General features: G+C 65.6%; 19 protein-coding genes. 11 read left to right on the top strand and 8 right to left on the bottom strand.

Translation table 11 applies throughout. From position 1 onward, the window contains the following. Positions 1 to 101: 101 nt before the first annotated feature. Together CCZ28_RS19060 and CCZ28_RS19055 are read left to right on the top strand one after the other, a co-directional pair. The gene (locus CCZ28_RS19060; RefSeq protein WP_167509258.1) at positions 102 to 1541 is read left to right on the top strand and encodes an OapA family protein; all 1440 of its coding nucleotides are present in this window, start codon (positions 102 to 104) and stop codon (positions 1539 to 1541) included. A gap of 1 nt (position 1542) precedes the next feature. Further along, positions 1543 to 2628, top strand: a complete 1086-nt coding sequence (locus tag CCZ28_RS19055; RefSeq protein WP_140220398.1) for an anhydro-N-acetylmuramic acid kinase — start codon at positions 1543 to 1545, stop codon at positions 2626 to 2628. Positions 2629 to 2646: 18 nt separating this feature from the next. Here the strand turns inward: CCZ28_RS19055 and erpA are convergent, their stop codons facing one another. Next, positions 2647 to 2997, bottom strand: a complete 351-nt coding sequence (erpA, locus tag CCZ28_RS19050) for an iron-sulfur cluster insertion protein ErpA (RefSeq protein ID WP_058766943.1) — start codon at positions 2995 to 2997, stop codon at positions 2647 to 2649. A gap of 187 nt (positions 2998 to 3184) precedes the next feature. Here erpA and hemJ point away from each other — a divergent pair, with 187 nt between their 5' ends. From hemJ to coq7, 4 genes are all read left to right on the top strand, one after another. After that, complete coding sequence (hemJ, locus tag CCZ28_RS19045) at positions 3185 to 3610, top strand: protoporphyrinogen oxidase HemJ (protein ID WP_140220397.1); 426 nt, start codon at positions 3185 to 3187, stop codon at positions 3608 to 3610. Positions 3611 to 3644: 34 nt separating this feature from the next. Next, on the top strand, positions 3645 to 4433 hold the full coding sequence (locus CCZ28_RS19040; RefSeq protein ID WP_140220396.1) for an SDR family NAD(P)-dependent oxidoreductase: 789 nt from the start codon (positions 3645 to 3647) through the stop codon (positions 4431 to 4433). Between the two features lie 80 nt (positions 4434 to 4513). Then, on the top strand, positions 4514 to 4855 hold the full coding sequence (locus CCZ28_RS19035) for a histidine triad nucleotide-binding protein (RefSeq protein ID WP_017642985.1): 342 nt from the start codon (positions 4514 to 4516) through the stop codon (positions 4853 to 4855). Between the two features lie 39 nt (positions 4856 to 4894). Then, positions 4895 to 5542 (top strand): 2-polyprenyl-3-methyl-6-methoxy-1,4-benzoquinone monooxygenase, encoded by a 648-nt coding sequence (coq7, locus tag CCZ28_RS19030; RefSeq protein WP_140220395.1) that lies wholly within the window; start codon positions 4895 to 4897, stop codon positions 5540 to 5542. 60 nt (positions 5543 to 5602) lie between these two features. On the opposite strand, the gene pcaG is transcribed toward coq7, so the two are convergent. From pcaG to pcaQ, 3 genes are all read right to left on the bottom strand, one after another. Then, the gene (gene pcaG / locus CCZ28_RS19025) at positions 5603 to 6214 is read right to left on the bottom strand and encodes a protocatechuate 3,4-dioxygenase subunit alpha (RefSeq protein ID WP_140220394.1); all 612 of its coding nucleotides are present in this window, start codon (positions 6212 to 6214) and stop codon (positions 5603 to 5605) included. Positions 6215 to 6224: 10 nt separating this feature from the next. Then, a complete protein-coding gene (pcaH, locus tag CCZ28_RS19020) occupies positions 6225 to 6950 on the bottom strand; it encodes a protocatechuate 3,4-dioxygenase subunit beta (RefSeq protein ID WP_058764262.1) in 726 nt (241 codons plus the stop codon). Between the two features lie 100 nt (positions 6951 to 7050). Next, complete coding sequence (gene pcaQ, locus CCZ28_RS19015; RefSeq protein ID WP_140220393.1) at positions 7051 to 7974, bottom strand: pca operon transcription factor PcaQ; 924 nt, start codon at positions 7972 to 7974, stop codon at positions 7051 to 7053. Positions 7975 to 8090: 116 nt separating this feature from the next. Between pcaQ and CCZ28_RS19010 the strand changes: the two genes are divergently transcribed. The 5 genes from CCZ28_RS19010 to CCZ28_RS18990 all read left to right on the top strand — a co-directional run bounded on the left by CCZ28_RS19010 (position 8091) and on the right by CCZ28_RS18990 (position 11450). Then, positions 8091 to 8783 (top strand): TetR family transcriptional regulator, encoded by a 693-nt coding sequence (locus CCZ28_RS19010; RefSeq protein WP_140220392.1) that lies wholly within the window; start codon positions 8091 to 8093, stop codon positions 8781 to 8783. A 98-nt stretch (positions 8784 to 8881) separates the two neighbouring features. Then, the gene (gene ureE / locus CCZ28_RS19005; protein WP_058764268.1) at positions 8882 to 9382 is read left to right on the top strand and encodes an urease accessory protein UreE; all 501 of its coding nucleotides are present in this window, start codon (positions 8882 to 8884) and stop codon (positions 9380 to 9382) included. Next, a complete protein-coding gene (locus tag CCZ28_RS19000; RefSeq protein ID WP_140220391.1) occupies positions 9379 to 10050 on the top strand; it encodes an urease accessory protein UreF in 672 nt (223 codons plus the stop codon). Before ureE ends, CCZ28_RS19000 begins: the two co-directional genes overlap by 4 nt. A 10-nt stretch (positions 10051 to 10060) precedes the next feature. Beyond that, entirely contained in the window at positions 10061 to 10675 is a 615-nt protein-coding gene (gene ureG, locus CCZ28_RS18995) for an urease accessory protein UreG (protein WP_140220390.1), read from the top strand. 202 nt (positions 10676 to 10877) lie between these two features. Further along, positions 10878 to 11450, top strand: a complete 573-nt coding sequence (locus CCZ28_RS18990; protein WP_140220389.1) for a HupE/UreJ family protein — start codon at positions 10878 to 10880, stop codon at positions 11448 to 11450. Positions 11451 to 11454: 4 nt separating this feature from the next. Here the strand turns inward: CCZ28_RS18990 and CCZ28_RS18985 are convergent, their stop codons facing one another. The 4 genes from CCZ28_RS18985 to lhpI form a co-directional block, all read right to left on the bottom strand. Then, entirely contained in the window at positions 11455 to 12711 is a 1257-nt protein-coding gene (locus CCZ28_RS18985) for a metallophosphoesterase (protein ID WP_140220388.1), read from the bottom strand. Positions 12712 to 12721: 10 nt separating this feature from the next. After that, the gene (locus CCZ28_RS18980) at positions 12722 to 14350 is read right to left on the bottom strand and encodes an ArnT family glycosyltransferase (protein WP_140220387.1); all 1629 of its coding nucleotides are present in this window, start codon (positions 14348 to 14350) and stop codon (positions 12722 to 12724) included. 304 nt (positions 14351 to 14654) lie between these two features. After that, complete coding sequence (locus tag CCZ28_RS18975; protein ID WP_140220386.1) at positions 14655 to 15413, bottom strand: SDR family oxidoreductase; 759 nt, start codon at positions 15411 to 15413, stop codon at positions 14655 to 14657. Between the two features lie 247 nt (positions 15414 to 15660). Next, positions 15661 to 17385 (bottom strand): cis-3-hydroxy-L-proline dehydratase, encoded by a 1725-nt coding sequence (lhpI, locus tag CCZ28_RS18970; protein ID WP_140220385.1) that lies wholly within the window; start codon positions 17383 to 17385, stop codon positions 15661 to 15663.

The following is a 17385-nucleotide window of genomic DNA, read 5'->3' as shown; positions in this document are numbered from 1 at the left end:
GCACGTCGGATCAAGGCCGCAAAGGGTTGTGACAGCCAGATTTTGATTATATTTTAGGCAGTTATTCACTTCTTTTAACGTCACATCATCACTTTATCTAAATGACGAAGCCAATCGCCAACAGTCCGTTTTACCCCAAAAGCCACCTCGTGGCCGCCAGCGGGGTAGCCGCACTCTTGAGTCTGGCCTTGCTCGTGTTTCCCTCTCAGCAGGTCGAGGCGAAACGTACTTCCATCAACTTGGATGTTGAGCACGATGCCGCGAGCACCGTGCAAGGTCAGGACGATCTAAAGGAGCAAGTGCTCTCCGATACTCAAGCTGCGGATACCCAGACCACTTCCCCTTTCGCTCAGATTGCGCCGGACCAGCCGGCCGAACAGACCGCTGAAGAGACGCCCGCCACGGAAGAGGCCGAGACCGTCGCCGAGACGCCCGAGCCGCAATGGATCACAGAGACGGTACGCAAGGGCGACACGCTCTCGACGCTGTTCGAGCGCGCCGGCCTGGCCGCCGCCGTGGTCCATGAGGTCCTGGCCAGCAGCAAGGAAGCGAAGAAGCTGACCCGCCTGCGGGTGGGCCAGAAGATCGAATTCCAGCGCGAGCCTTCTGGCGCGCTGTTGGCGGTGCGTACCAAGCTCACCGCGCTGCAGACGCTATCGCTGGTCAAGTCGGACCAGGGTTACGAGGTCGAGCACAAGACCGTCACCCCGGATATCCGCAAGGCCTATGCACAGGGACGGATCACCAGTTCGCTGTTCGCCGCGGCGCAGAAAGCTGGACTGTCCCATGACATGACCATGGCCCTGGCCAACATTTTCGGCTACGACATCGACTTCGCGCTGGACATCCAGGAAGGCGACGAATTCGAGGTGGTGTACGAGGACAAGGTGGTCAACGGCAAGCACGTGGGCTACGGCAATATCCTGGCGGCGCGCTTCGTGAACAAGGGCAAGGCCTATACGGCCGTGCGCTACACCGCGAAGAACGGCACCACCAACTATTACACGGCGGAAGGCGGCAGCATGCGCAAGGCCTTCATCCGTACCCCCGTAGAGTTCTCACGGATCAGCTCGCGCTTCACCATGGGCCGCTTCCATCCAGTGCTGAACAAGATGCGGGCGCACAAGGGCGTCGACTACGCCGCGCCCACCGGTACGCCGATCCATGCCACCGGCGATGGCAAGATCGCCAAGGCCGGCACGGAGAATGGTTATGGCAACGTGGTGATGATCCAGCATGGCAAGACCTACACCACGGTCTACGGCCATATGAGCCGGATCGCCAAGGGCATGCGGGCCGGTGTCGCGGTGAAGCAGGGCCAGGTGATCGGCTACGTGGGGATGACCGGCCTGGCAACCGGCCCGCACCTGCATTATGAATTCCGTATCAACGGCAACCATGTCGATCCGCTGGGAGTGAAGCTGCCCATGGCCGATCCCATCGCCAAGAACGAGATCTCGCGCTTCCTGGCGCAGAGCCAGCCGCTCATGGCCCGCATGGACCAGGAACGTGCTTCGCTCCTGGCGATGAACAAGCGCTAGGATGCAGCGTTACCTGGGGGTGATGTCCGGCACCAGCCTGGATGGGCTGGATATCGCGCTGATCGAACAGGATGAGCGGACCCGTTTCGTCGCGGCGCTGGGCATACCCATGCCCGATTCGCTGCGCAGCGAGCTGCTGGCGCTATGTGCCCCAGGGGACAACGAGATCGAGCGCATCGCCCAGGCCGAACAGGCCTGGGTGAAGCTCGCCGCCCAAGGCATCGCGGAATTGCTGGCACAACAGGGACTGATGCCAGCGGATATCCGCGCCGTGGGCAGTCACGGCCAGACCATCCGCCATCTGCCGGCGCAGGGTTATACGCTGCAGATCGGCGATGCCGCTTTGCTGGCCGAGTTGAGCGGTATCGACGTGGTGGCCGACTTCCGGCGTCGCGACCTGGCCGCTGGCGGCCAAGGCGCCCCCTTGGTACCGGCCTTCCATGCCGATCTCTTCGGCCAGGAGCGCCCGCGCGCGGTGCTCAATATCGGCGGTTTCAGCAATGTGACCCTGCTGGCGCCGGGCCTGCCGGTGCGCGGCTTCGACTGCGGACCGGGCAATGTCTTGCTGGATGCCTGGATCCAGCACAGCCAGGGGTCGCACTTCGATGCGAACGGCGCCTGGGCGGCGCAAGGGCAGGTCGTACCGGCGCTGCTGAAGCAGTTGTTGAGCGATCCGTTCTTCGGGAAGAGTGGCCCGAAGAGTACCGGGCGCGAACATTTCAATCTGCGCTGGTTGCAGCAGCAGCTAGCGCAGCATCCCGCCCTGGCAGCGGTGGACGTCCAGGCCACCCTGGCCGAGTTGAGCGCGCGCAGCATCGCCGACAGCATCCGGACTGCCCAGGCAGTGGACGAGGTACTGGTCTGCGGCGGTGGGGCGCATAACCGGGATCTGATGGAGCGCCTGGCCAGGCACCTGGCACCGGCGCAGGTCGTCAGCACCGAGGTCTACCAGGTATCGCCGGACTGGATGGAGGCCATGGCCTTCGCCTGGCTGGCCCATAGATTCTGCGAGCGGCTGCCTGGCAACTGCCCCGAAGTCACCGGAGCCCGAGGGCTCCGGGTGCTGGGTGCGCTCTATCCGCACTAGACGGAGCGCAGTGTCGGCTCAGATGGAGAAGGACTGACCGCAGCCACAGGTCGTGGCGGCGTTGGGGTTCTTGATGACGAAACGCGAGCCTTCCAGACCTTCCTGGTAATCCACCTCGGCACCGGCCAGGTATTGGAAGCTCATGGGATCAACGACCAGATGCACGCCGTCACGCTCGATGACGGTGTCGTCGTCCGCGGAATCTTCATCGAAGGTGAAGCCGTACTGGAAGCCCGAGCAGCCACCACCGGTGACGAAGACGCGCAGCTTCAGGCGGGGATTGCCCTCTTCCTCGATCAGGTTCTTCACCTTGGTCGCCGCGCCCAGGGTGAACTGCAGGGGGGTCGGGGTGAAGGTTTCAATGGTCATTGCCGTAGTCTCCCGGCTCGCGCCGAACACAATTCAATGGCGAAATTATCCGCTTGCCCCAGCAAAAGGGTCAACTATTGAGCGACCGCGTGATACCAGCCGAGACGACTGGAGTGAATGACTTGCCAGCGGCGCCACTCTAATATCGCGCCGCCTGATGAAGCCAACTGACAAGGAGAACGCCCCGATGCTCTATCTTTGGTTCAAAGCCTTCCACCTGATCGCCATGGTGTGCTGGTTCGCCGGTCTGTTCTATCTGCCGCGGCTGTTCGTCTATCACGCCCAGAGCAGCGATGCCGTGAGCCATGAGCGTTTCTGCCTGATGGAGCGCAAGTTGTACCGGGGCATCATGTTGCCGTCGATGATCCTGACGCTGGTGTTCGGCATCGGCATGCTGGTGATCAACCCGAGCTGGCTGACCCAGGGCTGGATGCACACCAAGCTGGCACTGGTGGTGGTGTTGATCGGTTATCACCATGTCTGCGGCGCCATGCGCAAGAAGTTCGAGCGCGGGGAAAACCAGCGTAGCCATGTGTTCTATCGCTGGTTCAACGAGGTACCCGTGCTCATCCTCATCGCCGTCGTCATCCTGGCAGTGGTCAAACCCTACTAAAGCGGTCGAACGGCTCGCGCTTGGAGAAAGCAGTATGCAGCGTTATGCCCTGGTAACCGGTGCTTCGTGTGGGATCGGCCTGGCCTTGGCCGAGGCCCTGGCGCGACGTGGCCAGCCGCTGATCCTGCTGGCGCGGCGCAAGGACAAGCTGGAAAGCATCGCTGCCGAGCTGGCCCAGCGCTTCGACGTGGAGGTGCTCTATCGCGTCTGCGACCTGTCGGAGCCCTTGCACCTGACCGGCCTGTTGCATGAACTGGAGCAGAGCGAGCGCGCCATCGGCCTGCTGGTCAACTGCGCCGGGATCGGCAGTGGCGGCGATTTTCTCGCCGCCGACTGGCCCCAGGTACAGGAGCAGCTGGAACTGAATATCCTGGCACTCACCCGCCTGTGTCATGCCCTCGGCCAGCACATGGCGATCCAGGGGGGTGGCCAGATTCTCAACGTGGCCTCCACCGCCGCCTTCCAGCCCATTCCCTATATGAGCAGCTATGCCGCGACCAAGGCCTATGTGCTGCATTTCTCCGAGGGTCTGCGCGAAGAACTCAAGAGACGAGGAGTGTCGGTGTCGGTGCTCTGCCCCGGCCCGACCCGCACCGCGTTCTTCAAGAACGCCGGGCTGCATACCGGTCGCCTGGAGCAGAGCAAGCTGCTGATGTCCGCCGAGGAGGTCGCGCTGGCAGCGGTCAAGGGGCTGGAGCGACGCCAGGCGGTGATCATCCCCGGATGGCGCAATCGACTGGGCAGCCTGTTGCCGCGCTTCTTCCCACGCGCCCTCATTCGCTCGGCGACGGTGCGGATCGGCAAACTGTTCCAGCCGGCGTAACGGTCATCCCACCACCGGCACCTGACCCCAGGGGTGGGCGCTGGTACACTCGGGGTCTATCCAGCCAGCAGGAGATCGACGTGGATTGTCTGTTCTGCAAGATCGTCGCCGGGGACATTCCGGCCAAGGTGCTCTACGAGGACGATCAGGTCATGGCCTTCCATGACATCGCCCCGCAGGCGCCAGTGCACTTCCTGGTCATTCCCAAGAAGCACATCGCGACCCTCCACGACCTCAGCGAGGCCGATGACAAGCAACTCGCCGGGCACATCCTTTTCACCGCCCAGCGCCTGGCCCAGGAGCAGGGCTGCGAAGAAGGCTTCCGCGTGGCGATGAATTGCAACGCCCTGGGTGGCCAGACGGTCTATCACATCCATATGCATGTGCTGGGCAAGCGGCAGATGACCTGGCCACCGGGCTAGGTATCCCTCGCCCTTTCATTGCCTGCCAAGGAGATCATCGTGAGATCCAAGCGTCTCTACTCCCCGCTCGATCGGCTGTTGATCCAGGCCGATACCGCCTTGCGTACCCTGACGCCCTTCAGCGGCGCCCCGACCCGCAGCTCGCCGGCCATTCCGCTCAAGGAAGCCGAGCTGAGCGACGAGGAACGGCGCCATGCAGCGGGGCTCATGCGCATCAACCATACCGGTGAGGTCTGCGCCCAGGCGCTATACCAGGGCCAGGCGCTGACCGCCAAGCTGCCGGAAGTCCGCGAGGAAATGGAACGCGCGGCGGATGAAGAGATCGATCACCTGGCCTGGTGCGAGCAGCGCATTCGCGCCCTGGGTGAAAGACCCAGCCTGCTCAATCCGCTGTTCTATGGTCTGTCCTTCGGTATCGGCGCCGGTGCCGGGCTGATCAGCGATCGCCTGAGCCTGGGTTTCGTCGCCGCCACCGAAGATCAGGTGTGCCGTCATCTGGACGAGCACCTGGAAAAGCTGCCGCCGGCCGATGCCAAGTCGCGGGCTGTGCTGGAGCAGATGCGTATCGACGAGGAGCAGCATGCCGAGCACGCCCTGGCGGCCGGTGGCTGGCGCTTCCCCTCGCCGATCAAGCAGGGCATGAGCCTGGTGGCCAAGGTGATGACCAAGACCACCTACCGTCTCTGAGACGGCACTCGCGCCCATGAAAAAGCCCTGCCTTGGCAGGGCTTTTTGCCGTCTGGCGCTTCAGATATCGAAGAAGACGGTTTCCTTGGGGCCTTGCAGGTAGATGTCGAAGCGATAGGCCAGGCGGCCGTCGATCTCGCAGCGACGCGCCAGCAAGGTGCCCCGGCGCTCCGGTTCCGGCAGGTTGTAGACCGGGCAGCGGGCGTTGGCGTCGGCTTCGTCGTCGAAATAGATCCGCGTCTGCAGGTGGATGTTGATACCGCGGGCGAACAGGGTGACGTTGATGTGCGGCGCCATGGGCTGGCCACGCTGGTCAGTGACCTGGCCGGGCTTGACGGTATGCAACGTCCAGTCACCGGCATCGAAGGTGGTGGCGGTGCGGCCGAAGCCGTTGAAGGCCTTCTCGACGTCGTAGACCGGATCGTAGTGGCCCTGGTGGTCGGCCTGCCAGAATTCCAGGAAGGAGTCGCGCACTAGGTTGCCGTTGCCGTCGAACACCTGGCCGGTGAGCAGGATGTGCTCGCCGGGAGCGCCGGGCTTGGCCAGCTCGTTCCAGATTTCGACGTCGCGGGTGGGGTTGCCGGCCGCGGCCAGGGCCAGGCCGATGTGCACATAGGGGCCGGCGGTCTGGGAAGGGGTTTCCGGCAGCAAGTCTTGGCGGTTGGGCGTCATCTGCGCGTCCTCAGTGATGTTCGAAGAACGTCTGCCGCGCGCCGCGGGTGACGATGTCGAAACGATAGGCCAGGCAATCCATGGGATTGGCCATGCTCATGTCCAGGCGGGCGATGAGGGTCTGGACGGCGTCGGGATTGGCGATGGACTTGACGATGGGACACAGCGGAATCAACGGATCGCCCTCGAAGTACAGCTGGGTGATCAGCCGGGTGGCAATGGCCGGGCCCATGACCGAGACGTGGATGTGCGCCGGACGCCAGTCGTTGCTGCCGTTGCGCCAGGGATAGGGGCCCGGGCGGATGGTACGGAAGACGTAGTTACCCTGGCTGTCGGTGCGGGTGCGGCCGACGCCACCGAAGTTGGGATCGAGCGGCGCCAGGTAGACGTCGTTCTTGTGCCGGTAGCGGCCGCCGGCGTTGGCCTGCCAGATCTCCACCAGGGAATTGGGTACCGGTTTGCCGAACTGGTCGCGCAGGGTGCCGAACAGGATGATGCGCTCGCCCTGGGGCAGCTGGCCGGTGCCGAAGTTGAGCAGCAGATCGTTGTCGTGCGGGCCCAGGGGCAGCCGCGAGAAGTCGGGACCGCTGCGCTCGGAGGCGGTCTGGTGCTGCAGGCTGACCAGCGCCTGCCGCGGCGAACGCGGGATCGAGGACTTGTAGGCAGGGGTATAGGCCTGGGGATGCCAGGTGCGATCACGGGCGACGTAGCGTACGTCGTGGGGCTTGTTATGCATTGGAATGCTCCACGGAAGGATCGGAGCCAGAAACTGGCTGATCTCAGTGTGGCCCAGACCGCCGTCTGGCTGAATTGAAAGCTACGCCACGCCCCATAACCTATTGGTTATGGCTGAGCTCCCCGGCGACTTCGCGCAGGACGACACAGAAGCGCTCGGTGGCCAGGGACAGGGGCACGCTGCCATTGCGGCAGATGCCCACCGAGCCGCCCGCTTCACGTACCCCGAGCCTGACCTCGACCAGCTCGCCCGTCGCCAGGTCGCGGCGGACCGCATCCAGCGGCGCGATCCACAGGGCATCGCTCTGGCGGACGTACTGGCGGCTCAGGGTGGGCGACAGGGTTTCCAGCCGCTGGGCACTGAGCGGGATGCCACATTGCACGAAGAGGCTTTCAGCGTGACGGCGAATGGTGGTACCGGGCAGCGGCAGGACCAGGGGATAGCGTGCCAGGGTCGCGAGGTCCGCCGGCAGGTTCTGGCTCAACGGATGGCCGGGACGGACCACCAGGGTCAGGGCCTCGGTATAGAGGTGCTCGAAGTCGAGGCCATGGATGTCGGGGCTGTCGGTCATGCGGCCGACCACCAGATCCAGGTCGCCGACGCGCAACTGGCCGAGTAGATAGGCGCTGGGACCGGTGGCGACATTGACGATGAGCTGGCGGTGGCGATCGTGCAGCCGTGCCAGCACCTCGGGTAGCACCTGGCTTTCCACCGTCGACAGCACGCCGACCCGGACCAGGCCACCGGCCTCGCCACCGCGCACCAGTTGCATCCCCTCGCGCAGCGCCTGGACGCAGGGGCCGGCGTGACGCAGGAACAGCAGACCGGCCTCGGTGAGGGTCACCTCGCCCTTGCCACGCTCGAACAGCCGTACCTCGAGGATTTCCTCGAGTTCGCGAATGGTCTTGGAAATGGCCGGCTGGGACACGGCAATGGCATCGGCCGCCTTGGCGAAGCTGCGCTGCTGCGCGATTTCCAGAAAGCACAGCAGGTGCCGGAACTTGATACGGTTGTCGAGATTCATGGTGCCCTCAAGGCAAGGCTCGGACCAGAGACTACCACCCGGCGGTCAGCCAAAACCCGTGCAGTCAGCACGGGCATCCTTTGCTACAGTGCCGCCTCGCCCCTTGGAATACCCCCATGTCCATTCGTGCCCAGCAGAAGCTGCAAACGCGCCAGGCGCTGCTGGAATCGGCACGCCTGCTGATGAACAGCGGTCGCGGCTTCGGCAGCCTCAGCCTGCGGGAGGTGAGTCGCCAGGCGGGGATCGTGCCGGCGGGCTTCTATCGCCACTTCGCCGACATGGAGAGCTTCGGGCTGGCGCTGGTGGCGGAGGTGGGCGACACCTTTCGCGACGCCCTGCGCCAGGTGCGGCATCACGAGTTGCAGCAGCGCGGCATGATCGAAGCCTCGGTGGAAATCTTTCTCGGCGCCGTGGGCGATAACCGCGATCAGTTCCTCTTTCTCGCCCGCGAGCAATATGGCGGTTCCCTGGCCGTGCGCCAGGCGATCGCCGATTTGCGTCAGCGCGTCACCCAGGACCTGGCCCGTGACCTGCTCGCCCTGGGTCGGCTGCCGCAGCTGACCTCGGCGCAGATCGACATCCTGGCCGATCTGGTGGTCAAGACAGTGTTCGCCACCCTGCCAGAGCTCATCGATCCTTCCCCCGCCGCTACGCCACCCCACCTATGGCCGGCAGCGAAGATGGTGCAGCAGCTCAAGCTCATTCTGATCGGCAGCAAGCACTGGCGGCGCACACTGGGCGAAGAAGCACCAAAAGAGTGCATTGAGCGCCTGTCAAATGCCATGGCGCACCAAATAAGCGCAACCTGAGCGACCGGTCAGCTTTGCTTGGCCTGGCAGCTGGGGAATCGGCCGGTTTGGCAGGCCCCTTGCTGTAGTGCTCGGCTATAACTGCCAAGAGTTCTGCCATGCTGGTCATCCATCACCGTTGTGCGGCCCGTGACACCTGGGACGCCGAACTCCATCTGACCTTCGATGCCCGCAGCAAAAGCCGCCTTAGAGCGACGAGCAGCACGGGCGAAGACGTCGGCCTGTTCCTCGAACGCGGGCAACCGCCGCTGGCCGATGGCGACTTTCTCGAAGCCCGCGATGGCCGCATCGTGCGTATCGTCGCCCGGCCGGAAAAGCTGCTGCACGTGACCTGCGCCAGCGCCTTCGAGCTGACCCGCGCCGCCTACCACCTGGGCAACCGTCACGTCGCCCTGCAGATCGGCGATGGCTGGCTGCGGCTGCTGGACGACTATGTGCTCAAGGCCATGCTGGAACAGCTGGGCGCCCAGGTCAGCGAGATCGAGGCCGGCTTCCAACCCGAGCACGGTGCCTACGGCGGCGGTCATCACCACTCGCATCACGGCGAGGAAGGCTTCAACTACGCACCCAAGCTGCACCACTTCGGCGTCCGCACGTGAATCCGCCCTTCGCCCTGTTGCGCCTGGCCAGCCCCCAGTTGCCGATTGGCGGCTACAGCTATTCCCAGGGCCTGGAGCTAGCCATCGACAGCGGCCTGATCCGCAGCGCGGCGGATGCCGAGAGCTGGCTGCGCGACAATCTCGAACTCAATCTGGCGCGTTTCGAGGCACCGCTGCTGCTGGCCCATTGCACCGCCGCCGCCGTGGGCGACTGGCCGCGCCTGAGCGAACTGGCGGACCGCCACCGCGCCAGTCGCGAGACCGCGGAATTCCAGTTGGAAAGCCGCCAGACCGGCTATTCCCTGGCGCAACTGCTGCTCGGCCTGCCAGAACTGGACGACGAGAGTCGTGCCTTGCTGGTCGAACTGCCCCCGACCTTCGCCCTGGGCTGGGCGCTGGCCGCTCGCGCCTGGGACATAGCGCCGCGGGCCGCACTGGATGCCTGGCTCTGGACCTGGCTGGAGAACCAGCTGGCCGTGTTGATGAAAACCCTGCCGCTGGGCCAGCAAGCCGCCCAGCGCCTCACCACCACCCTGCTGCCGACCCTGGCTGCCACCGCCGAGCAGGCCGCCGGCCTGCCCGAAGCGGCCTGGGGCGGTGCCCCCTTCGGCCTCGCCCTCACCAGCATGGCCCACGAGCGGCAATACAGCCGCCTGTTCCGTTCCTAGGAGACCCTTGATGACTACCCAACCCCTGCGCGTCGGTATCGGCGGTCCGGTCGGCTCCGGCAAGACCGCCCTCACCCTGGCCCTCTGCCGCGCCCTGCGCGAGCGCTACAACCTGGCGGTGGTGACCAACGACATCTACACCCGCGAGGACGCCGATTTCCTGGTGCGCAACGAAGCCCTGGCGCCCGAACGCATCCTCGGCGTGGAGACCGGCGGCTGTCCGCACACCGCCATCCGCGAAGACGCCTCCATCAACCTGGAGGCGGTGGACCAGCTCAATCGCCGCTTCCCCGGTCTGGATCTGATCCTGGTGGAATCCGGTGGCGACAACCTTTCGGCCACCTTCAGCCCGGAGTTGTCCGACCTGACCCTCTACGTCATCGACGTCTCGGCCGGTGACAAGCTGCCGCGCAAGGGCGGTCCGGGCATCTGCAAGTCGGATCTGCTGGTGATCAACAAGGTCGACCTGGCCGACATGGTCGGCGCCTCTCTGGAGGTGATGGATCGCGACACCCGCAAGATGCGCGGCGACAAGCCTTTCGTCTTCAGCAACCAGAAGACCGGCAAGGGCCTGGAAGAGATCATCGCCTTCATCGAAAAGCAGGGTCTGCTGACCGCCGCCTAAGAACCTGTTCACGATCTCGCGAGCTAGAGACAAACAAGGCCTGGGCGGCCCCACGAAAACACCTGAGGAAGCGGAGTTTACGAGTGGTAAATGAGCATTCCGACGGGGCTGGCCCTCCAGGGACTTTTCAACGCCGTTTGGCCGACGCGCAGCAGGTCGTGAACAGGTTCTGACCCCAGGATTTAACCCTCAAGGAGCCCCCATGAAACACGCCAAGATCCTCGCCACCGCCGCCCTGCTGCTCGCCCCGGCACTGGCCTTCGCCCACCCCGGTCATGCCGAGAACGGCCTGGCCGCCGGTGTGCTGCACCCCCTGACCGGTCTCGACCACCTGCTGGCCATGGTAGCCGTGGGCCTCTGGGCAGCCCAGCAGCAGGGCAAGGCGCGCCTGGCGCTGCCCTGCACCTTCGTCGGCACCATGCTGATCGGCGGCCTGCTGGGCTTCACCGGGCTGGAGCTGCCGTTCATGGAGACCGGCATCGCCGCCTCGGTGCTGGCCCTGGGGCTGCTGGTGGCCCTGGCCGCCCGTCCGCCGGTAGCGGCCGCCGTTGGCCTGACCGCGGCCTTCGCCCTGTTCCATGGCGTGGCCCACGGTCTGGAGCTGCCGGAGATGGGTAATCCCTGGGCCTATGCCCTGGGTTTCGTCGCCGCCACCGCTACCCTGCATGCCCTGGGCTATGCCGTGGTGCGCTACCTGCCTCAGGCCGCCGCGCCGCTGGTGCGGCTGGCCGGTGTGGCCACCGCCGTGGCAGGTGGTTGGCTGCTCGCGGCCTGACGGCTTAAGCAATCCCCAGCTGCTGGCGCAACCGCGCCAGCACGCCTTCCTCCGCCGTCGGCTGCACCTGGGCGGTATAGCCGCCGAAGCTGGCGAAGCGGCTGGCGAAATCCACGTCCAGCACGAATCGGCTGTCGAACTGCGGCGAGGCCAGGGGTGCCAGTACCTCGGCCGTGTAGGTATCGCGCGGATCGCTGCCCAGGCGCACCGGCAGGTCGCCGCTCTGCTGGCGATAGGCGACCCAGGGCGAATAGGTGAAGGCTTCCAGCCGCCCACGCGCCAGATCCAGCTCCAGCAGCCGTAGCAGGCCGTTACCGCCGGCGTATTCGGTCTGATAGTTGATCAGCAGCAGGTCCACCGGCTGGCCAAAGTCATTGGCCAGCCGCAGGTGGGCGCTGCCGTGGTTGTGCCCATTGAGGGTGAGGAAGATCTGGTCGTTGCGGCGAATCAGCCGATTCCACAGCCGCACACCGGTGTCGTTGCGGCGGCTCGAAAGTACCGCCTGGCCATTCACCAGATCGACGATGTTGTGCGAGGCGAGGATGGTCGGCAGGTGCGGATAGCGATCCAGCACGCCTTGGGCCCAGTCCAGGGTTTGGTCCGACGGGCTCCAGTCGAGGGTCAGCAGCAAGAAGTCCTGGCCAAGCGCCGAGAAGCGATGGACCGCGTTAAGCCCGGAGACATCGCGCTCGACGAAAGTGGCCTGGCGCGCCGCCCGCTCGCGACCGAAGTACTGGGTGAAGAGTTCCCGGTCATCGCGCAGCCGATCCTGGGTATAAAGCGCGACCACGTCGTGATCGCCGGTCATGACGCTGTAGGGCACCCCGGCCCGTTCCAGCCGCGCCATGGCACGGCTGGCCAGTTTCCACTCGCCGTGCTGCTCGGCGTTTTCCACCAGATCGCCCAGGTGCACTACGAAGGGCATGTTCAGCGCCGCCGCATTGTGCGCGAGCCAATGAGTCTGGGCATGGAAGGCCAGGGCCGGTGGATAACCCAGTTTCGGATAGCGCTCGATGCGCTTGCCGGTGCGGGTCATCTCGAAGTTGTTCTCGCTGTAGTACTGGGTGTCTGGCAAGACGCCGAGCACGAAGCTGCTGGTCGAGGGCAGCGGCGTCACCGGCTTGAACGAATGGGCATCGAACCAACGGCCCCGGTGCTCCGCCAGGCCATACCCCAGGGTCGGCTTGCAGCCGGCCAGCAGCGGCAGACCGGCCAGGGCCATGCACAGCCGGCGACGATGGAAATCGGGCGAATCGGTCATGACGCGTGCCTCAGGGCAGGTAGTAGGCCTGCCAGCGGTTGTCGTTGAAGCGACCCTCTAGCAGCGGCGGGCGCCCGGCCAGCGGGGTGCCGGCCAGGGCTGCCTGGCTGTCGGCATCGAGCAGCACATAGGCGGGTCGGGGGATATGCTCGAGCTGTGCGGGCTGGCCGACGTCGATGAAGGTCGGCATGGGCACGTCGTAGTCGAGATTCATCATGTAGCGGAAGGCCTTGGTGTCCTGGCCCAGGCCGAAGAACACCAACTGCCCGGGCTGCCCCTGGCGCAAGCTCTCCAGGCGGGTGACGAAGGCGCGGGTGTCGTAGCGCAGCGCCTGCATGGGATCCAGCGCCAGCACCACCAGCAGCCACTGCGCCAGGGCCGCCGCTGCCAAGGGCAGGCCCAGGCGGAAGGCGCCGCGTCCGCGCCAGGTCGCGAGCAAGGCGAGCAGCGCAAGGACGGCGAAGGCCCCTAGCAACAGGCGGATATCCAGAGGCGGCCACCAGCCGGCAGCCTGGAGTTTCGGTTGCTGCAGCTTGACCAGTACCCCGAGTATCACGGGGAAGACCACCAGCAGCGGCAGGAACAGGCGGCGCACCCAAACCAGGGCACCCTGCCCCTGCAGCAGCACCCAGGCGCCGAGAGCAGCGCAGGCGGGGATCGCCGGCAGGATGTAATAGGGCTTCTTGAAGGTGGGGATGGACAGGGCCATTACGATCAGCACGGCGAAACCGGCCAACTGGATCAGCAATCGACTCTCCACCTGCTGATGCCGCAGGCGCCAGTGACGCTTCAACGTCGGCAGGGCGAACAGTGCCAGGGGAAACGCTGGGGCGTAGCGATACAGACCTAGTTGCAGGAAGTACCACCAGGGATAGCCGGCGCCGTCGGTGTCGTCCAGCCGCCCGGAGACCTGCATGCGGATCACGTCCTCGACGAAGGTCATGCCACCGGTATGCCAGGCGAGGCCAAACAGCACGGCGCAGCACAGGGCCAGCAACAGAGCGCCGACCAGGCCGTAGCCGAAGGTACGCCGCCAATCACCCTGCAACAGCCAGTACAGGCAGACCACCCCGCACGGCTCGACCAGCCCTAGCGGCCCGCGCACGGCGAAGCCAGCGACCATGCAGAAAAACACCAGCAGGCGTCGCCGCGGCAGGTTGCGCTGGTCGGCGCTCCACAGCAGATAGAAGCAGGCTAGCGCGGCCAGGGTGACGAACTGGTCGAGGCAGATGGAGCGGGCCTTGGCCAGGAAGCCGTTGGTCAGCAGCAATATCAGCACCGCCAGCAGCGCCCAACGCCGCGAATGATCGGCCAGCAGGCGATAGAGCAAGCCGACGACAGCCGCCGAGGCCAGGGCGGTGGGGATCACCGTGGCCAGGCGATTGACCTCGCCGAACAGATGGGCGAAGACGTCGATCAGCAGGGTCGAGGTCGCCGGATAATCCGGATAGGGCTGGCCGTAGCTGGTCGGGAAGGCGCTGGCGCCATGGCGGAACATTTCCTGGGCGAACAGCGCGAAGCGGCCGTCGAAGCCAATGAAGGACTGCTCCCAGAGGCCTAGGGTGAACAGCGGTATCGCCAGCAGGAACAGCGCCAGACTTTCGAGGCGCAGACGCGCCGGGCTCGGGATGGACGACACGCGGCAGGACTCCGGCAGGCTGGGGGACGGGCTTGGGCCCGGTGCCACTATCGCCGAACAACCTTAGGAATCGCTGAAAGCAGGCTGACGGCAAGCTGACAAAGCCGCATTCCAGAGCGGTTCGTCAGGTGACGGGCGGCCACTATGCCGACAAACTAAAAAACCTTCATGACAGCAGCAGCCGGCGCGCAGCGATCACCCACTGGCAACGCTTGGCGCTGTGCCTGATCGAGCCCGAGGGGATCCTGCAAGGGTCGCAGGATCGGCTACCGCCGCTGGCGGCCGATCCTCAGTTCGAGCGCCCTCAGCTCTTGCGGTGAATATTGAAGTTGCTGAACGCCTGGCAGGTCGCCATCAGTTGGATGCGATTGATGTTGACGTGCTTGGGCTGGTTCAGCGTCCAGTGGATGGATTCGGCGATGTCGTCCGGGGTCAGGGGTTCGGTACCAGCATAGACGGCGTCGGCCTTGGCCTGGTCGCCACCGAAGCGCACCACCGAGAACTCGCTTTCCGACAGGCCCGGCTCGATGTTGGTCACCCGCACCCCGGTGCCCAGCAGGTCGGATCTCAGGCTCAGGCTGAATTGCTTGAGGAAGGCCTTGGTGGCGCCATAGACGTGGCTGCCCGGATAAGGATAGTCCCCCGCCACCGAGCCCAGATTGACGATGCCGGCCCCGGCGCCGTGGGCGATCAGCCGCGGCAGGAGCAGCCGGGTGCAATAGAGCATGCCCTTGATGTTGGTATCGACCATGGTGTCCCAGTCGTCCAGGTCGCAGTCCTGCGCGGCAGTGGTGCCCAGCGCCAGGCCGGCGTTGTTGACCAGGGCGCGCAGCTGGTTGAATTCTTCAGGCAGAGCGGCGATTGCCGCTTCCACGGCGGCACGATTCTGGACGTCCAGCACCAGCGGCAGCACCTTGGCCTGGCCGGACAGCTCCTCGGCCAGGGCATGCAGGCGATCCTCGCGGCGGCCGGTGATGACGATCGACCAGCCGTCCTTGGCGAAGCGGCGAGCGGTAGCGGCGCCGAAGCCGGAGGTGGCGCCGGTGATGAAGATCGAAGACATGAAAGATTCCTTCTGCGAGGGAGTTTGGCCGAGCCCCACGATAGCTCAGGGGCATTCGTCAGGCGAATACCTAGATCGCCGGGAATCCCGCGGATCAGTTATAACGCCTTGGTATTGCAAGGTTTTCCGCACACTGGTGATTTTTTGAGCAGTTCCTGCCAGGCCAGGCGCCCTGGGCCTCACGCCCGGCTATGCCAAGCTTATCCACAGGACGATCCACGGAATTCCTGTACAGAACTCGGCTCCGTCATCCGGTGGATAAGTCCGTCGCGCTGAGCCAGGCAGGAGGTCCGGCCGGCGCTAGCCCGGTGCACGCCGCTTCCACGCAGGCGGCCAGGCCGGCGAAGCGCAGCGCGCGACCGGTGAGGCCCGGACCGTAGTGGGCGAACTTGCCGGAATTGGTCAGCAGGGTGCGGGCCTGGGGCGGAACCAGGGGTTCGCCCAGCATGCACCAGCAGGTGTCCCCCACCAGTTGCGCACCGAAGGCCACCAGGTCAGCCAGGTTGCCAGCCCGCTCGGCTGCCGTGCGCACCTCACGCCCGAGGGTGATCACCAAGGCCACCTGGGGATGCTTGCGCCGACCACGGCAGAGTTCAGCCAGGCGCTGGCATTCCTCGGCGGAGAAATGCGGATTGCCCAGGGCCACCAGTTGCACCTCTCGGGCAGCGGCGCTGTCCAGCTCGGTCCAGGCCTGGCGCAGATCGGCCAGGCTGATGTCTTCGATCTCCAGCTCAGCTGCAGCCACCGCCGCCAGGGTCGGCGCCTCGGGCGTCACCCCGACCAGATGGAATAGCGGCGCTGCCGATGTCGTGGCGAAGGCGGCGCCAAAGGCCTTGAGATCATCGCGGCTGGGCCGGGCGTGCTCCAGGCCGAGCACCGCGGGGATACGGGTGGGCGAACGCAGCCCGATCCAGTAGCCGAGCAGCGGGTAGAAGGCATCGTCATGCCCCTCGGGCACCCTCACCCGCAGCACCTTGGCGGCCCGGCGACCGCTATCCAGGTGGCAACCGGCCAGCGGTGCCCGGCCGGTCAGGGCCGTACAGATATCGAGGAAGTCGGCGTATTTCTGGGTCCGCGCGCCCAGCACGCTGTTGGCGAAGACCACGGCATTGGATTCGGCCCAGACCACCTGCTCGCCCAGCGCCGGGGCGCTGTCCAGCAGATAGGGGGCACAGGTGAAGGTGGGTCGACAGCCCAGGGCCACATAGGCCTCGGCCAGGGCACTGGCCGGTTCGCCGAGTGCCGGAGCCACGCCCTGCTCGCGCCAGCGGCGCTGATCCACGGACACCGCGTTGAGACTGGTGGGCACCCGCACCTTGCCGCCCCACTCCACCAGTCGCTGGGCGAAGGCCAGACTGGCCGGACCGGTGTAGATGCAGCCGTCGATATGGGCTTGGGTGATGTCGAGCAACTCAGGCGCACCCTGCAAGTGCGCCATGCGTACCAGGATGCGCATGGCCGCCTGGGCGGCGCGGCCTTGGGCACCGTCGAGCATGGCCTGGTCGGTCGCGCTCAGCTGGAGTTCGGCGATTTCATCCTGACCGGTCGCAGGTAATAGGCTTCCCGGCGCTCCGACCCAGCCGTCGCTGACCGCGATCTCATCGTGCTCGGCCAGCGCCGCGAAGGCCTCGGCGCCGAGGCTGACCACCGGCAGGGACAGGCCGAACAGCTCTTCGGCGACGATGGCGCCCAGGCTGAGGATTTCATCGGGTTCGGCCAGCAACAGTGCCGCCGGACCACGCCCGGCGAGCAACAGCTCCAGCAGCACGGCGCTGCCGGTGCAGGACCCACGGCCACTGGGGATGGCTAGGACACGCCCAGCCAACTCCAGGCCATGCAACGGGTGGTGGTGATCGATCACCCGGCCACTGGCCGGATCGACGCCACCCCAGAAGCTAAGCCCGATGGGCGCCCAGGCCAAGCGACCCTGGGCCCGGCCCGCGACCAGTGTGCGCCCGCGGACCGGGTCCAT

The sequence above is a fragment of the Pseudomonas oryzihabitans genome (assembly GCF_006384975.1).
In the GTDB taxonomy this organism is placed as follows: Bacteria; Pseudomonadota; Gammaproteobacteria; order Pseudomonadales; family Pseudomonadaceae; genus Chryseomonas; species Chryseomonas psychrotolerans_B.
This window is presented reverse-complemented; position numbering and strand designations above follow the sequence as displayed.

What these genes read in the sequence shown, in the direction of transcription:
- CCZ28_RS19060 (WP_167509258.1), top strand. Translation starts at nt 102, where the DNA reads ATGACGAAGCCAATCGCCAACAGTCCGTTTTACCCCAAAAGCCACCTC.
- CCZ28_RS19055 (WP_140220398.1), top strand. Translation starts at nt 1,543, where the DNA reads ATGCAGCGTTACCTGGGGGTGATGTCCGGCACCAGCCTGGATGGGCTG.
- erpA (WP_058766943.1), bottom strand. Translation starts at nt 2,997, where the DNA reads ATGACCATTGAAACCTTCACCCCGACCCCCCTGCAGTTCACCCTGGGC.
- hemJ (WP_140220397.1), top strand. Translation starts at nt 3,185, where the DNA reads ATGCTCTATCTTTGGTTCAAAGCCTTCCACCTGATCGCCATGGTGTGC.
- CCZ28_RS19040 (WP_140220396.1), top strand. Translation starts at nt 3,645, where the DNA reads ATGCAGCGTTATGCCCTGGTAACCGGTGCTTCGTGTGGGATCGGCCTG.
- pcaG (WP_140220394.1), bottom strand. Translation starts at nt 6,214, where the DNA reads ATGACGCCCAACCGCCAAGACTTGCTGCCGGAAACCCCTTCCCAGACC.
- pcaH (WP_058764262.1), bottom strand. Translation starts at nt 6,950, where the DNA reads ATGCATAACAAGCCCCACGACGTACGCTACGTCGCCCGTGATCGCACC.
- pcaQ (WP_140220393.1), bottom strand. Translation starts at nt 7,974, where the DNA reads ATGAATCTCGACAACCGTATCAAGTTCCGGCACCTGCTGTGCTTTCTG.
- CCZ28_RS19010 (WP_140220392.1), top strand. Translation starts at nt 8,091, where the DNA reads ATGTCCATTCGTGCCCAGCAGAAGCTGCAAACGCGCCAGGCGCTGCTG.
- ureE (WP_058764268.1), top strand. Translation starts at nt 8,882, where the DNA reads ATGCTGGTCATCCATCACCGTTGTGCGGCCCGTGACACCTGGGACGCC.
- ureG (WP_140220390.1), top strand. Translation starts at nt 10,061, where the DNA reads ATGACTACCCAACCCCTGCGCGTCGGTATCGGCGGTCCGGTCGGCTCC.
- CCZ28_RS18990 (WP_140220389.1), top strand. Translation starts at nt 10,878, where the DNA reads ATGAAACACGCCAAGATCCTCGCCACCGCCGCCCTGCTGCTCGCCCCG.
- CCZ28_RS18985 (WP_140220388.1), bottom strand. Translation starts at nt 12,711, where the DNA reads ATGACCGATTCGCCCGATTTCCATCGTCGCCGGCTGTGCATGGCCCTG.
- CCZ28_RS18975 (WP_140220386.1), bottom strand. Translation starts at nt 15,413, where the DNA reads ATGTCTTCGATCTTCATCACCGGCGCCACCTCCGGCTTCGGCGCCGCT.
- lhpI (WP_140220385.1), bottom strand. Translation starts at nt 17,385, where the DNA reads ATGGACCCGGTCCGCGGGCGCACACTGGTCGCGGGCCGGGCCCAGGGT.